Source organism: Flavobacterium xinjiangense, from assembly GCF_900142885.1.
Lineage (GTDB): Bacteria > Bacteroidota > Bacteroidia > Flavobacteriales > Flavobacteriaceae > Flavobacterium > Flavobacterium xinjiangense.
On record NZ_FRCL01000006.1, the window covers coordinates 113,281 to 129,902 of the forward strand.

The 16,622-nt window shown below is 33.2% G+C and carries 13 protein-coding genes; all 13 read left to right on the forward strand.

Features of this window, described 5'->3' with window-relative positions:
* Positions 1–478: 478 nt before the first annotated feature.
* Complete coding sequence (locus BUC23_RS09015) at positions 479–4,822, forward strand: CusA/CzcA family heavy metal efflux RND transporter (protein ID WP_073208663.1); 4,344 nt, start codon at positions 479–481, stop codon at positions 4,820–4,822.
* A complete protein-coding gene (locus BUC23_RS09020) occupies positions 4,823–5,950 on the forward strand; it encodes an efflux RND transporter periplasmic adaptor subunit (protein ID WP_073208665.1) in 1,128 nt (375 codons plus the stop codon).
* 123 nt (positions 5,951–6,073) lie between these two features.
* Positions 6,074–7,192 carry a VIT1/CCC1 transporter family protein gene (locus BUC23_RS09025; protein ID WP_073208667.1) on the forward strand — a complete coding sequence of 373 codons (1,119 nt, stop codon included), beginning with the start codon at positions 6,074–6,076 and terminating at the stop codon, positions 7,190–7,192.
* 75 nt (positions 7,193–7,267) lie between these two features.
* Entirely contained in the window at positions 7,268–7,777 is a 510-nt protein-coding gene (locus BUC23_RS09030) for a DUF2231 domain-containing protein (protein ID WP_073208669.1), read from the forward strand.
* A 280-nt stretch (positions 7,778–8,057) separates the two neighbouring features.
* Positions 8,058–8,915, forward strand: coding sequence for an ATP phosphoribosyltransferase (gene hisG, locus BUC23_RS09035; protein ID WP_073208672.1), 858 nt, complete (start codon positions 8,058–8,060; stop codon positions 8,913–8,915).
* A 58-nt stretch (positions 8,916–8,973) separates the two neighbouring features.
* Positions 8,974–10,266 carry a histidinol dehydrogenase gene (gene hisD, locus BUC23_RS09040; RefSeq protein WP_073208674.1) on the forward strand — a complete coding sequence of 431 codons (1,293 nt, stop codon included), beginning with the start codon at positions 8,974–8,976 and terminating at the stop codon, positions 10,264–10,266.
* Entirely contained in the window at positions 10,256–11,305 is a 1,050-nt protein-coding gene (hisC, locus tag BUC23_RS09045; RefSeq protein ID WP_073208677.1) for a histidinol-phosphate transaminase, read from the forward strand. Before hisD ends, hisC begins: the two co-directional genes overlap by 11 nt.
* A gap of 24 nt (positions 11,306–11,329) precedes the next feature.
* On the forward strand, positions 11,330–12,466 hold the full coding sequence (gene hisB, locus BUC23_RS09050; protein WP_073208679.1) for a bifunctional histidinol-phosphatase/imidazoleglycerol-phosphate dehydratase HisB: 1,137 nt from the start codon (positions 11,330–11,332) through the stop codon (positions 12,464–12,466).
* Between the two features lie 78 nt (positions 12,467–12,544).
* Positions 12,545–13,126 (forward strand): imidazole glycerol phosphate synthase subunit HisH, encoded by a 582-nt coding sequence (hisH, locus tag BUC23_RS09055; protein WP_073208681.1) that lies wholly within the window; start codon positions 12,545–12,547, stop codon positions 13,124–13,126.
* Between the two features lie 47 nt (positions 13,127–13,173).
* On the forward strand, positions 13,174–13,902 hold the full coding sequence (gene hisA / locus BUC23_RS09060; protein WP_073208683.1) for a 1-(5-phosphoribosyl)-5-[(5-phosphoribosylamino)methylideneamino]imidazole-4-carboxamide isomerase: 729 nt from the start codon (positions 13,174–13,176) through the stop codon (positions 13,900–13,902).
* Positions 13,896–14,651: an imidazole glycerol phosphate synthase subunit HisF gene (gene hisF / locus BUC23_RS09065; protein ID WP_073208685.1), complete on the forward strand. Its 756-nt coding sequence runs from the start codon at positions 13,896–13,898 to the stop codon at positions 14,649–14,651. The genes hisA and hisF overlap by 7 nt, the downstream gene beginning before the upstream one ends.
* Positions 14,652–14,683: 32 nt before the next feature.
* Positions 14,684–15,283 carry a bifunctional phosphoribosyl-AMP cyclohydrolase/phosphoribosyl-ATP diphosphatase HisIE gene (hisIE, locus tag BUC23_RS09070; RefSeq protein WP_073208686.1) on the forward strand — a complete coding sequence of 200 codons (600 nt, stop codon included), beginning with the start codon at positions 14,684–14,686 and terminating at the stop codon, positions 15,281–15,283.
* Between the two features lie 140 nt (positions 15,284–15,423).
* Complete coding sequence (locus BUC23_RS09075; RefSeq protein ID WP_073208901.1) at positions 15,424–16,554, forward strand: alpha/beta hydrolase; 1,131 nt, start codon at positions 15,424–15,426, stop codon at positions 16,552–16,554.
* Positions 16,555–16,622: the final 68 nt, after the last annotated feature.

The window sequence follows — 16,622 nt, forward strand, 5'->3', positions numbered from 1 at the left end:
TTTAAAAACATAATAGCCCTAATTATTTGTTTACAACTAACAGTTCCTTTTGTTGTTGAGGATTGTTTGCGCTTACCTATTTTAGTTTCACATTTTATTCAACACACTTATAATCACAATGGTGTTACTCTCATCCATTTTTTGAAAGATCATTATTTAGACAAACATCAAAATGAGAAGCAGGATGACCATGGAGATTTACCTTTTCATAGCCATTCGGATTTTTCGTCTAATCAAAATTTAGCAATAAATTTAGAAATAAAATTATTCAAATTTATTCCTAACTACTATTTTAAAGAACCACAAAAAATAGCTTTTTTGCAAAACTATTTTTCTTCAAGTGTTCTACTATCTATTTGGAGACCACCAAAGTATTGTTAATTATTTTAATGCTTTTTTATAATTCATCTTCGTCTATACATTGATGACGATTTGTATTACAGCATATTATTAGAAAAATAATTAATAATTATAAATTATGTTGAATAAAATAATTGAATTTTCAATCAAAAATAAACTTATCGTTGGTCTTTTCATTGTTGCTCTTATTGGATATGGGAGTTATCAATTTACCAAATTACCAATTGATGCAGTTCCTGATATTACGAATAATCAGGTACAAGTAATCACTTCTGCACCATCACTGGGCGCAACTGATATAGAACGGCTGATTACTTTTCCAATTGAACAAGCCAACAGTAATATTCCCGGGCTGAAAGAAATTCGTAGTTTTTCTCGTTTCGGTTTATCTGTAGTAACTATTGTTTTTGATGATGCTATTGATGTCTATTGGGCCAGACAACAAGTAACGGAACGATTAAGTGCTGTTAAAGACCAAATTCCAAAAGGTATTGGAGATCCATTTCTTGCACCTGTAACTACAGGTTTGGGTGAAATTTACCAATATGCTGTTCGAACAAAATCTGGTTATGAAAAAAAGTATGATGTAACTGAGTTGAGAACCATTCAGGATTGGATTGTTCGCCGTCAATTATTAAGTGTTGAAGGTGTTGCAGAAGTAAGTAGTTTTGGTGGAAAATTGAAGCAATTTGAAATTGCTATTGCCCCAAATAAATTACAATCTTATAATATTACGATTACTGATGTTTTTACTGCTTTAGAAAAAAATAATCAAAATACAGGCGGTGCTTATATTGAAAAAGGACCTAAAGTTCTATACATCCGAAGCGAAGGATTAATTAGTACTATCGAAAATATAAAAGACATTTCTATTAAAACTACTAATAGCGGAAGTCCTTTATTTATTCGTGATGTGGCGGATGTTCGAATAGGGAGTGCTATACGTTATGGAGCAATGACTTTTAATAAAAAAGGAGTTCAATCCGGCGAAGTTTCGGGTGCTGTAGTGATGATGCTAAAAGGTGCTAACAGCAATGTGGTTATTAAAAAAATCAAAGAGCGTATTGAACAAATCCAAAAAACCTTACCTGAAGGCGTTATTGTAGAACCATTTTTAGACCGGACAAAAATGGTGAATAATTCCATTTCAACTGTAGAAAAAAACTTATTAGAAGGAGCATTAATTGTACTTTTTGTTCTTATTTTCTTTCTTGGAAATATAAGAGCAGGATTAATTGTGGCATCGGTTATTCCAATGGCAATGTTAATTGCTGTCATATTGATGAATTTATTTGGCGTTAGCGGAAATTTAATGAGTTTGGGAGCTTTAGATTTTGGATTAATTGTAGATGGAGCCGTTATTATTGTTGAAGCCTGTTTGTTTAGTTTACACAATAGGAAAACGTCTCAAATATCACAACAAGAAATGGACAATACCGTATTAAAAACGTCAATAAAAATGCGTAATGTATCTGTTTTTGGGGAGTTAATTATATTAATTGTTTATATTCCCATTTTTACTTTGCATGGTATTGAAGGGAAAATGTTTTTGCCAATGGCACAAACAATTGCATTTGCTCTATTTGGTGCTTTTATCTTGTCACTGACTTATGTTCCGATGATGACTGCTTTATTTTTGAATAAAAACATCACCCACAAAAAAACTTTTTCAGATAGAATGATGGAAAAATTAGAAAATTTCTACCAACCACTTCTGAACAAAGCATTAGGAATTCCAAATACAATTATCGCTACAACTTTGGGATTATTTGTTTTAGCTCTAATTACACTTTCGTTTATGGGCGGCGAATTTATGCCCTCATTAGAAGAAGGCGATTTTGCTGTAGAAACAAGGGTTTTGCCGGGAAGTAATTTACAAACTTCAATGACAGCCATTTCACAAGGGGCAAAAATACTAATAGAAAAATTTCCCGAAGTAGAGAAAATTGTAGGTAAAACAGGAAGCAGCGAAGTGCCAACCGATCCAATGCCTATAGATGCCAGCGATATGATGATCATTTTAAAGGACAAAAGCGAATGGACATCTACCAAAACTTTTGACGAATTATCAGAAAAAATGGCAAAAGAATTAGAAGCCGTTCCAGGTGTTTCTTACGGTTTTCAATATCCAGTACAAATGCGTTTTAATGAATTAATGACTGGTGCAAGACAAGATGTAGTATGTAAAATATTTGGAGAAAATTTAGATACACTAGCTTTATATGCCAATAAATTAGGTAAAATTGCAAATACAGTCGAGGGTACTTCTGATCTTTATGTAGAAACAGTTACTGGAATGCCACAAGTAGTAATCGACTACAACCGAGCCTCTATTGCGCAATACGGATTGAATATTCAGGATATTAATCGAATAATAAACACCGCATTTGCAGGACAGAGCACAGGGGTTGTTTACGAAGGTGAAAAACGATTTGATTTAGTTGTTCGTTTAACAGGCGAAAAACGTCAGGATTTGGCAGATGTTCAAAATTTATTAATTCCAACGGCTACTGGTTTGCAAATTCCTTTATCTCAATTGGCGAAAGTTGAAATTACTGAAGGCCCAAATCAAATACAAAGAGAAGATGCCAAACGTAGGATTGTAGTTGGTTTTAATGTTAGAGGTCGTGATGTGCAAAGTATCGTAAAAGAATTGCAAGGTAAAGTCGAAGCCCAAATTAAATTTCCTGCGGGTTACTATCCTACTTATGGTGGTGCTTTTGAAAACTTAAACGAAGCCAAAAACCGATTGATGATTGCGGTTCCGGTTTCATTACTATTAATATTTATTCTACTCTATTTTGCATTCAATTCCGTAAAACAAGGGTTATTGATTTATTCTGCTATTCCACTTTCTGCAATTGGAGGTATTTTCTTTTTAGCGTTGCGGGGCTTGCCTTTTAGCATCAGTGCAGGAGTTGGCTTTATAGCCTTATTTGGTGTCGCGGTTCTGAATGGATTGGTATTAATTGCAGAATTCAATAGCATTCGAAAATCTGGCGAAACCGATTTAAAGACTATTGTTTTACAAGGAACTAAGATACGTTTACGTCCTGTTTTAATGACCGCATTTGTTGCATCTTTAGGATTCTTACCGATGGCATTAAGCAACGGTTCCGGAGCCGAAGTACAGAAACCATTAGCAACTGTTGTGATTGGAGGATTATTGGTTGCCACATTCTTAACATTATTTGTTTTACCAATTCTATACATTATGTTTGAAAAAGGAATTAATTTAAAACCAAAAAAGATGAAATCAATTACAACAATAATTGTATTGGGACTGTTTTTTTCTTTTCAAAATGCAAATGCACAAGAAAAAATTTCACTTGAAAAAGCCATTGAAACCGCATTGCAGAATAATATAAAAATAAAAAACGGAAAACTAAATTCTGAATATTTACAGAAAATGACCAAGACGGGGTATGACATCTCCAACACAGGAATTTTGGGCGAGTACGGTCAGTTTAACAGCAATGTTAATGATATAAAAATTGGTATTTCACAAACTATTAAATTCCCAACAGTTTACAAAATACAGAAGCAATTGTTAATTGAAGAAGCCAAAACTGGCGAATGGAACGAAGCATTACAGAAAAAAGAATTAACCAGACAAGTAACAACTGTGTTTTACGAGATGATTTATCTCAAAGAAAAGGAAAAATTATTGCTAAAAAGTGATAGTATTTATACTGAATTTTTAAGAAAATCAACACTTCGTTTTGACAAAGGAGAAAGCAATATATTAGAAAAAGCAACTGCCGAAAATCAATCAGGACAAATAAAAATACAACTTCGGGAGTTACAAAGTGATTATAAAATAATACAATCGCAATTCAAGTATCTACTTAATTCCGACAAAGATTTCATCCCGGTATCAGATAAATTCAAAATGGATTTGGCCGAAAATTTAGATAAAAATGCTATTGACAATCAACCCAGTATAAAATTACTTGAGCAAGAATTAAATAGTAACAAAGCGCAAATTTCACTTGAAAAATCTAAAAAACTACCGGAATTAATAGGCGGTGTTTATTGGCAAACATTCAAAACAAATACGGCGTTTCAAGATGGCTATAATGGAGTTTTTGGGCAATTTGGAGTGTCGCTGCCACTTTTCAATTCAAACATAAAAAACAGACAAAAAGCATTAGAAATCAATAGTCAAATTGCAGAAAATAATTTGACTAATGAAAAAATAAAGTTGCAAAGTCAGTATAATGAATTAATTCAAGAATCGAAAAAACACCAAGAAACTATTGCTTATTATGAAAGTCAGGCGTTAAAGAATGTGGATTTGGTAACTAAAGCTGCTAATGATAAATTCATCAATGGTGACATCAATTATCTGGAATGGGTAATGTTGATAAATCAAAATACAGAAATTCAAAGTAACTACATTGAAACAGTTAGAAAATTCAATGAAACAATTCTTAAATTAGGAAATTTAATATCAAAATAAATGAAAAATATAGTCATTATAATTGCAGCTTTAATCTTCCTTTCTTCTTGTGGAGACAAGAAAACGGAAAGCGAAACAGAAGCCACTCCAACTATCGAAAACACAACAACACTTACCAATGCACAAATAAAAAATGCAGGTATTGTAACGGGTAAAATCGAGCAAAAAGAGATCTCATCAATATTAAAATTAAATGGAAAAATAGATGTACCACCTCAAAATTTAGTTTCCATAAGTGTGCCGATGGGTGGATATTTAAAACATACCAAACTTTTAGAAGGAATGTATGTTACCAAAGGACAAGTTTTATGCGTTGTTGAAGACCAACAATACATTCAGTTGCAGGAAGATTACCTTTTAGCAAAAGCAAAAATTGGGTATGCAAAATCTGAATACGAGAGACAAAAAGAACTTAACCGAAGCAAAGCTAGCAGCGATAAAGTGTATCAACAGGCACAATCAGAATACAATTCACTATCGGTAATGGTGCAATCGTATGGAGAGAAATTAAAATTCGCAGGAATAAATCCAAGTAATGTATCTGCAAAAAACATTTCAAAGAGCATCAATATTTATTCGCCAATAAGCGGCTATGTGTCTAAAGTGAATGTAAATACAGGAAAATATGTAGCTCCTAGCGACATTTTATTCGAGATTGTAAATCCTTCTGATATTCATTTAGCACTAACCGTATTCGAAAAAGACATTAACAAAATGGCAATTGGTCAGTCAGTTATAGCTTATAATAACACTAATCCAGAAAAAAAATATCACTGCGAAATTATTTTAATAGGAAAAGATTTTTCTGAAGACCGAAGTACAGAAATGCATTGCCATTTTGCTAACTACGATAAAACATTATTACCGGGAATGTATATGAATGCCGAAATAAAATTAAAAAGTCAGCAATCCAATGTTTTGCCATCAGAGGCTATTGTAAATTATGAAAACAAAAATTATATCTTTATAGAAAAGGGAAACAAGCTCTTTGAAATGAAAGAAGTATCAACCGGAACATCAGAAAATGGATATGTAGAAATTATTTCCAATGAAGATTTAAAAGACGTAAATATTGTTATAAAAGGGTCTTATTCGCTTTTGATGAAAATGAAAAATTTAGAGGAATAAAAGGTTAGATTTATAATCTAAACGGAATATTTTTTAAAATTAAAATCTTTAAATTAGTGTAGTGAATAGTGCAAAAAATACTGATACATGAAATTATTAATTTAGAAAAGTAAACAAGAAATTATGGATTTAAATAAACTAAAAGATCAATTACAAACAGAAGTAGATACTGCTTTTTTGTATGATAGTATTGCGGCAATTCAATCTGATGATAATCTCACAAGGGTTTTACGGAGTCTTGGTGAAATAGAAAAAGGTCATGCAAAACACATGTTTGATAAAGTATTGACTTTCGAACCTAATTATAAAATGCCATTGCCTTCAGGAAGAGCAAAATTCCAACTGAAACTGGGTAAGATTTTTGGTTACACTTCTATAATTAGCAGCCTTTCCAATATTGAAAAACAATTTGCAGTTAATTCAATAAAAAATAAACTAGAAAGCGGAGAGAAACCTACAGGTTTTGAACACAATCATCTTAATATTATTGAAGCTGTGAATAATAATGCGGCGCTAAATGTTTCTGGAGGTTTTTTATCTAAATTTGAAAGTCGACATAAATCCGTTGGAGGGAATGCATTAAGAGCTGCGGTTTTAGGATCTAACGATGGTTTGGTTTCTAACATGAGTTTGGTGATGGGAGTTGCCGGTGCCGCAGTTTCTAATAATACTATCTTATTGACCGGAATAGCAGGACTTTTGGCTGGAGCAATTTCAATGGCTTTAGGCGAGTGGCTTTCGGTACAAAGTTCGAGAGAATTAAACCAAAGACAAATTGATTTGGAGACCGAAGAACTGGAAGCTTCTCCCGAAGAAGAAAAAAAAGAATTGGTTTTATTGTATCAAGCCAAAGGAATGAATATCGTTGAAGCTCAAAAACTGGCTGACAAAGCATTTGAAAATCCTGAAACGGCAATTGATGCTATTATTACGGAGGAACTGGGAATTGATAAAGAAGAATTAGGCGGTTCAGCATGGGAAGCGGCCATCGCTTCTTTTGTATTATTTTCAATCGGAGCCATTATTCCTTTATATCCTTTCATGTTTTTAGATGGAAAAAATGCCATTTTATTGAGTGTAGGAAGCAGTGTAATTGGCCTTTTTGGAATAGGTGCAGCAATAACCTTATTAACAGGAAAAAGTATTATGTTCTCCGGACTTAGACAAGTATCTTTTGGTTTAGCAGCTGCAGCAGTAACATATGGAATTGGCTCACTAATTGGAGTTTCTTTAGCTGGATAAAAATAACAACAGTCTCAAATAGGAATCCATTTTATTTTTCAAATTTAAATTTTTAAACCTTAAACAAATTATATTATGAATGATGCTCACTTACACATGGTAGTTAACCATTTTCCAATTATTGGTACAATTTTAGGACTTGGTATTTTAATAACTGGGATGATTTTAAAGAATAATTCGGTTAAAAACACCGCTTATGTTTTATTTATTGTTGCAGCGGTTTTTGCGGCATTTAGCATGGGAACTGGCGAAGGAGCAGAAGAAATGGTTGAAGACATGCCTAACATCGGCAAACAAATAATTCATGAACATGAAGAAATAGCCGAAAAACTAGCTCTTATATTATATTTATTGGCAGCCGTTTCACTGACGGGTTTAATACTTAATCTAAAAAATCATTCTAAAGCTAAACTTATCTCTTTCATAGCTGCTATTGTTGCAATGGGAGCAGTTTTCATAGCAACTTTAGTAGGTACATCAGGAGGTGAAATCAGACATACAGAAATTAGAAATGAGAATACCGTTTCTAATAGTCCCAATGAGAATTCAGCTGTTCAAAAAGAATCTAAAGAGGATAATGAGTAATATTAATTTAACAAAAATATAAGTTTAAGTTAAAATAAATATTGCTTTTTAATTAATTAATCTCTTATATTTGCAAAAGAATTTAAAATAAAGAACACAAAAAATGTTTACAAATCAATTACATCATCATCATTTTCATTATTGCTCTCAAGCGATGTGTTAATGGTATGTGTGTAAATCATCATATTCTAAAAACCCGTTTGAGTACATCAAACGGGTTTTTTATTACCCAATATTTGTACTCAATCAAAATATTTTAAACAAAAACAAAAAAGACAAAATGAGTACATTAAAAATTGCAATTCAAAAATCAGGACGTTTAAACGAAGACAGCATTCAAATTCTAAAAGATGCAGGTATTTCAATAGATAACGGTATCGACCAATTAAAAGCCGAAGCATCAAATTTTCCTCTAGAGGTTTTATATTTAAGAAATTCGGATATTCCTCAATATCTTATTGATGGAGTGGTGGATATTGCTATTGTTGGCGATAACTTATTAGTCGAAAAAGGCGGTGATATTGAGGTAATTCAAAAATTAGGTTTTTCCAAATGTAAAGTATCTGTTGCTGTACCAAAAGCATTTGATTATAAATCCGTTCAGGATTTAGAAGGTATGCGAATTGCAACTTCTTACCCTAAAACAGTTCTTGATTTTTTTAGTTCTAAAGGCGTAACAGTTGATATTCACCAGATTTCAGGTTCGGTAGAAATAGCTCCAAACATTGGTCTAGCAGATGCTATTGTTGATATTGTTTCGAGCGGGAGTACTTTGTTTAAAAACAATCTAAAAGAGGTTGAAGTTATTTTTAAAAGTGAAGCAGTTTTAGCTGTTTCTCCAAAAGTAAGTCCTGAATCTCAAAAAATAATCGACACTTTAAAATTCAGAATCGAATCCGTTTTGAGAGCTAGAAAATCGAAGTATATTTTGATGAATATTCCAAATGACAAAATTGATGCTGTTGGAAAAATTCTTCCTGTACTAAGAAGTTTAACCGTTTTGCCACTGGCACAAGAAGGATGGAGCAGTGTACACTCTGTAATCGATAAAGATACTTTCTGGGATGTGATTGATCAGTTGAAAGAAGTTGGAGCCGAAGGGATTTTGGTTTGTCCAATTGAAAAGATGGTACTTTAAGAATTATGAGTTTAAAAACGGAATAATTCTATTATTTAATCTTTGAATAAAATTAAAAATGAATAAAATATACAATCCAAAAGCAGAATCTTGGCGCTCAATTTTAGAGCGTCCTACCAAAACTATTGACGACATTGAAGCCACTGTAAAAGAAATTTTCAATGAAGTTCAAAAGAAAGGTGATACTGCTGTTGCAAAATATACGTCGCTTTTTGATGGTGCAAAAATCGATACCATTGAAGTTTCAAAAGCTGAAATTGATTTGGCAATTGCTTCCGTTTCTCCAGAGTTAAAAGAAGCTATCGAATTAGCCAAATCTAATATTTCAAAATTTCACATTGCTCAAAAAACAGAAAGAGTTGCTGTTGAAACAATTGAAGGTGTAAATTGTTGGCAGGAAAAAAGACCTATTCAAAAAATTGGTTTGTACATTCCAGGTGGAACTGCACCATTATTTTCGACAGTGTTAATGCTTGCGGTTCCTGCAAAAATTGCAGGTTGTAATGAAATTGTTTTATGTTCCCCTCCGGATAAAAATGGAGCTATAAATCCAGCTATTTTATATGCAGCGAATTTATGTGGTGTGTCTAAAATTTTAAAAGTAGGAGGAATTCAAGCTATCGCAGGAATGACTTTTGGAACGGAAACGATTCCTAAAGTGTATAAAATTTTTGGTCCTGGAAATCAATTTGTGACGGTTGCAAAACAATTGGCTACACAATTTGGCGTTGCTATTGATATGCCAGCCGGGCCATCAGAATTATTGATTGTTGCAGATGATACCGCTGTGCCAGCTTTTGTAGCATCGGATTTATTGTCACAAGCGGAACACGGAGCGGACAGTCAGGTAATTTTAGTTTCAACATCAAAAAAATTAATTGATGCCGTTGAAAAAGAGATCCAATTACAGATGGATGCTCTGCCTAGAAAATCCATTGCTGAGAAAGCCATTGCCAATTCTAAATTAATTTTTGTTGAAAATGATAAAATTGCTTTGGACTTAATCAATGAATATGGACCGGAACACTTTATTATTTGTTCTGCATTTGATGATTTTTATAGCAACGGTATTCAAAATGCGGGTTCTGTATTTATAGGGAATTATACGCCAGAAAGTGCTGGAGATTATGCGTCAGGAACTAATCATACCCTGCCAACTAACGGTTACGCTAAGAATTATAGTGGTGTAAATCTGGATAGTTTTACTAAAGCGATGACTTTTCAAAAAATAACTAAAAAAGGAATACAAAACATCGGAAAAGCCATCGAAATAATGGCAGAAGCCGAAGGATTACAAGCACACAAAAATGCAGTTACATTACGATTAAAAGCGATTGAGGATGGAAAATAATTTCGACATAAATAATTTAGTCAGAGAAAACGTAAAGCAATTAAAACCCTATTCTTCGGCTCGTGATGAATTTGAGGATTTTGACACGGCTGATATGATTTTTTTGGATGCCAATGAAAATCCGTTTGAAAATGGCGTGAACAGGTATCCGGATCCACAACAAATTAGTGTAAAGGAGGTTTTGGCAAAACAAAGAAATGTCAAAACGAATCAAATTTTATTGGGTAATGGAAGTGATGAAGTTTTGGATTTATTATTCAGAGCTTTTTGCGAACCAAAAACGGACAATGTAATCACTTTGCCGCCAACATACGGAATGTATGGCGTTTTGGCCAATATTAATGCATTAGAAAATAAAGAAGTATTGCTTTCAGAAGATTTTGAACCGCAAATTGATAAAATCATGGAAGCTGTTGATGAGAACACAAAAATTATCTTTTTGTGTTCTCCAAATAACCCAACCGGGAATTCATTTTCGGATGAAAGTGTTGCGTATCTTTTGCAAAATTTCAAAGGATTAGTGGTGATTGATGAAGCTTATATAGACTTTTCAAAAAAGGAAAGTTGGATCAATGAATTGGACGAATATCCAAATTTGGTTATTACCCAAACGCTATCAAAAGCATATGGTTTGGCAGGAATTAGATTGGGAATTTGTTATGCATCTGCGGAAGTAATTTCGGTTTTAAACAAAATAAAGCCACCTTATAATGTGAATGAATTGACTCAGAAAAGAGCTTTAGAAAGATTAGATAATCCAGAAAAAATAAAATCTGAAATTGAATCGATAATAATACAAAGAGAGGAATTACTTAAAGTCTTACTAAATGTAAATTTTGTAGAAAAAATATATCCTACTGAAGCCAATTTTATTTTGGTAAAAGTGGATGATGCCAATAAAAGATATGGTGAATTGATTGCAAAAGGAATTGTAATTCGGAACCGAACCACTCAACCGTTATGCGATAATTGTTTGCGTCTAACTGTTGGAACAGAAAAAGAAAACATGAAATTAATTGAGGTTTTAAAGCAACTTTAAACCTTAAACTTTAAACTTTTTTTAATGAAAAAAATACTTTTTATAGACCGTGACGGAACAATGGTTTTGGAACCAAATGATTATCAATTAGACAGTTTCGAAAAACTGGAATTTTATCCAAATGCATTTCAATATCTTGGTAAAATAGCTAAAGAATTAGATTTTGAACTCGTAATGGTCACAAATCAAGATGGTTTAGGAACTGATTCTCATCCTGAAATTAACTTTTGGCCTGTGCATAATTTAATTATGAAAGCGTTTGAAAATGAAGGAGTTATATTCAAAGAAGTGTTTATCGATAAGACTTTTCCTTGCCAAAATGCACCGACTCGCAAACCTGCGACTGGAATGCTGACACAATATATTGACAATCCTGAATATGATTTAGTAAATTCATTCGTAATAGGAGACAGAATAACTGATGTAGAATTGGCAAAAAATTTGGGCTCAAAAGCTATTTTTATCAACACGGATGAACAGTTGGGAGGTGATGAAATATCTTCAAAAAGAGAAGAACTGGATTCTGTTATTGCCCTGCAAACTACCGATTGGAAAACTATTTATGAGTTTTTGAAATTAGAAGAACGTTCTGCTTCAATTGAAAGAAAAACAAACGAAACGGATATTTACATCAACTTGAACCTAGACGGAACCGGAAAAAGTAAAATCGATACCGGAATTGCTTTTTTTGACCACATGCTCGACCAAATTGCGCGTCACGGACAAATGGATTTAGAAATTCTTGTAAAAGGAGATTTAGAAGTGGACGAACACCACACGATTGAAGATACAGCTATTGCACTTGGTGAAGTTTTTGCGAAAGCATTAGGGAATAAATTAGGAATAGAGCGTTACGGTTTTTGCCTGCCAATGGATGATTGTTTAGCGCAAGTAGCAATTGATTTTGGAGGTAGAAACTGGTTGGTTTGGGAAACCGAATTCAAGCGCGAAATGGTAGGAAAAATGCCAACAGAGATGTTCTTTCATTTCTTCAAATCATTCTCTGACGGGGCGAAAGCAAACATCAATATCAAAGCAGAAGGAACGAACGAACATCACAAGATTGAAGCCATTTTTAAAGCTTTCGCCAAAGCAATAAAAGTAGCAGTAAAACGGGATACGGAAAAAATGATTTTGCCTAGTACGAAGGGAATGCTTTAGAAAATTATGAATTATAAATTATGAATTATTAAGTGTTAAATCCTTAATAAAACTTAATTTTTTAATGGTTTAAAAGAAATGAAAATAGTAATCATAAATTACGGCGCAGGAAATATTCAAAGCATCATGTTTGCTATCGAAAGATTGGGATTCAAAGCGATTTTGAGCAACAATCCTGACGAAATTAAAGCAGCTGATAAAGTTATTTTTCCGGGTGTTGGTGAGGCCAGTTCAGCAATGAAAATGCTTTTAGAAAGTGGTTTGGAAACTTTGATTCCAACCTTGAAACAACCCGTTTTAGGAATTTGTTTGGGAATGCAGTTGATGTGCAACAAATCGGAAGAAGGAAATACAAAAGGACTTGGGATTTTTGATGTAGATGTGATTAAGTTCACGCCAAAAGTAAAAGTACCGCAAATGGGGTGGAACCAAATTTATAATTTGAAATCGCCGTTGTTTAATGGTATTAATGAAAACGAATACATGTATTTAGTTCATAGTTTTTACGCTCCTAGTTGTCCTGAAGCTATTGCAACAACAAATTATGAAGTTGAATATGCCTCAGCGTTACAAAAAGGCAATTTCTTCGGCACACAGTTTCATCCAGAAAAAAGCGGTGACATTGGAGAACAAATTTTGGCGAATTTTTTCAAACTTTAAGTTGAGTATTTAAGACTTTCGACTTTCAAATTTTAAGACTAATTACAATGAGAATAATACCTGCAATAGATATCATAGAAGGAAAATGTGTTCGTTTATCAAAAGGCGATTACAGTACCAAAATTATATACAATGAAAATCCACTTGAAGTGGCAAAATCATTTGAAGCACACGGAATTGAATATTTGCATCTGGTTGATTTAGACGGAGCAAAGTCAAGTCAGATTGTGAATTATAAGATCTTGGAGCAAATTGCTACACAAACCAAATTGAAAATTGATTTTGGTGGAGGATTAAAATCAGATTATGATTTACGAATCGCTTTTGAAAGTGGTGCCAATCAAATTACAGGAGGAAGTATTGCGGTTAAGAATAAGGAAGTTTTTGAAAGATGGCTTGAAGAATATGGTCCTGATAAAATCATTCTGGGAGCAGATGCTAATAATGAAAAAGTAGCGGTTTCAGGTTGGTTAGAAGATTCTAATGAAGATTTGATTCCATTTATTCAAGACTACCAAGGAAAAGGAATTCAGTATGTAATTTGTACGGATATCGCCAAAGACGGTATGCTGGAAGGGCCATCTTTTGATTTATATGCAAAAATTTTGGCGGAAGCCAACGGAATAAAATTAATTGCTTCGGGAGGAATTTCTACCTTTGACGAGTTGCCAAGACTTGCTGAATTAGGTTGTGAAGGAACAATAATTGGAAAAGCAATTTACGAAGGACGAATTTCATTGAAACAATTGGAAAATTATATTTTAGAAAAATGTTAACAAAAAGAATTATTCCCTGTCTCGATATAAAAAACGGAAGAACTGTAAAAGGTGTTAATTTTGTGGACTTGCGCGATGCAGGGGATCCTGTAGAATTAGCCAAAATATATTCGGATGAAGGTGCGGACGAATTGGTTTTTTTGGATATTTCGGCAACGGAAGAAAGAAGAAAAACCTTAGTTGATTTGGTTCGTAAAGTAGCTTCGACGATTAATATTCCGTTTACTGTTGGCGGTGGAATTTCATCAGTTAGTGATGTAGAAGTTTTATTGCAAAACGGAGCGGATAAGGTTTCTATTAATTCCTCGGCTGTAAAAAATCCGCAGTTGATTAATGATTTAGCACAAAAGTTCGGGAGTCAATGTGTAGTTGTCGCGATTGATGCCAAACAAATTGATGGCCAATGGATTGTTCATTTAGTGGGTGGAAAAGTGCCTACCGAATTGAATTTATTTGATTGGGCCAAAGAAGTGGAACAAAGAGGTGCAGGCGAAATCTTGTTTACCTCAATGGATAATGACGGAACTAAAAATGGGTTTGCTAATGAAGCTTTAGCTACACTTTCGGACTTAGTTAATATTCCCATTATTGCTTCTGGTGGTGCGGGAAACATACAACATTTTGTAGATACTTTTTTGGAAGGAAAAGCAGATGCAGCATTGGCGGCAAGTGTATTTCATTTTAAAGAAATTGAAATCAAAACATTAAAAAAAGAACTTAAAAACAACAATATCGAAGTACGAATTTAATTTTTCGACTTTAAAACTTTAGACTAAAATAAATGAATATAGATTTCTCAAAAAATACAGACGGATTAATTCCAGCCATAATTCAAGACAGCGAAACCAAAACGGTTTTGATGTTGGGTTTTATGAATGCCGAAGCGTATCAAAAAACGGTTGATACTAAGAAAGTAACATTTTATAGTCGCACAAAACAACGACTTTGGACAAAAGGTGAGGAAAGTGGCAATTTTCTGAATCTAATTGACATCAAAAACGACTGTGATAACGATACCTTGTTGATTCAGGTAAAACCAGAAGGACCAACCTGTCATAAAGGAACTGATACTTGCTGGGCAGACGAAAATAAAGCTGATTATGGCTTTATTTCGAATTTAGAAGATACAATCGAACTTCGAAGAGAAAATGCTGATTCAGAGAAAAGTTACGTGGCTTCTTTATTCAAATTAGGAATCAATAAAATTGCCCAAAAAGTAGGGGAGGAAGCGATTGAAGTGGTAATTGAAGCCAAAGATGATAACGATGATTTGTTTTTGAGTGAAAGTGCTGATTTGCTTTTTCACTACCTTATTTTATTGCAAGCCAAAGGTTTTAAGCTAAATGATGTTGTGGAAGTTTTAAAAAGTAGACAGAAATAAAAAAAAACAAATCGTTTTTCACCAATACAAACCCAATAGGAAATTCATTTGCTATTGGGTTTTCTTTTTTCTTTTATTTCAAATCGCAATCGACTATATTTACTATTTATTTTAAAATATAAGTAAGAATAATGCAAGTGATGAATACAGACAATACCACCTTTACACAAGAATTAGATAATCCAATAATAAATACTGGTTTGTATATAATCCTAACAACCGACGAAGATGATTCACGACCTGTTTATATTTCGGGAAATTTCAATAATTGGCGTACGCAGGATAAAGAGTTTATGATGGAGAAAATTGGCGTTGGTCAATATCATTATAAATTCACACACGATTTTGATTATCCTGTTGAGCTTTTATATAAATTTACAAAAGGGGATTGGAGTGAAGTAGAAATCGACAGCCATGGTAATCGTACCGAAAATCGTACAACGACAAATCATACAGGTGTTCAAAAGGAACATGTAGCAAGATGGAGAAAAAATTGGTTGCCATTTAAACAATCTTTTTTGCCGCAAATTCAGTTGATTTCAGATGAATTTGAAATCCCACAACTCAACAAAACAAGAAAGATTTGGGCTTTGTTACCTCATGATTATGACAATTCAAGTGAAAGTTATCCGGTCATGTATTTGCAGGATGCCCAAAATTTATTCAATGAATCAGCCGAATTTGGTAATTGGGAAATTGATAAAAAACTGGCAGTTATGTCAGAATATAAAATTGGAAAAATTATTATAATTGCTATAGAACATGCGGAAGAAGATCGTGTAAAAGAATACAATGTCGGTAAAACAGTATTAGGAAAAGGACAAGGCAAAAAATACATCCGTTTTGTAACTGATACATTAAAACCATACGTCGACCGTAATTTCAGGACCAAAAAAGAACGGGAATTTACCGGAATTGGAGGAAGTTCGATGGGTGGATTAATCAGTATTTTCAGTGGGTTGCGAAACCCTGAAGTTTATGGAAAATTAATGATTTTTTCGCCATCACTTTGGGTAGTTCCTGAACTAAAAATTAATCCAAAAAAGGCCTTCTCGGCAGATACAAAAGTATATTTGTATGCGGGTGGAGATGAAAGTGAAACCATGATCGAGCACGTGAAAAAGTTTGAAAATGATTTAATTTCAAGCGATTTTATTAAGGACAAATCAAAGATTAATTTAAGCATTAACATACAAGGGAAACATAGCGAAACCTATTGGAGTGATGAATTTCCAAAAGCTATAGAATGGTTGTTTTTTAATTCAAAGTAGAAATACGATTTATCGAGTCTAAAATAAATAAAGCATAATGCACTTATGCGTTTCAATCAAAAATTTTA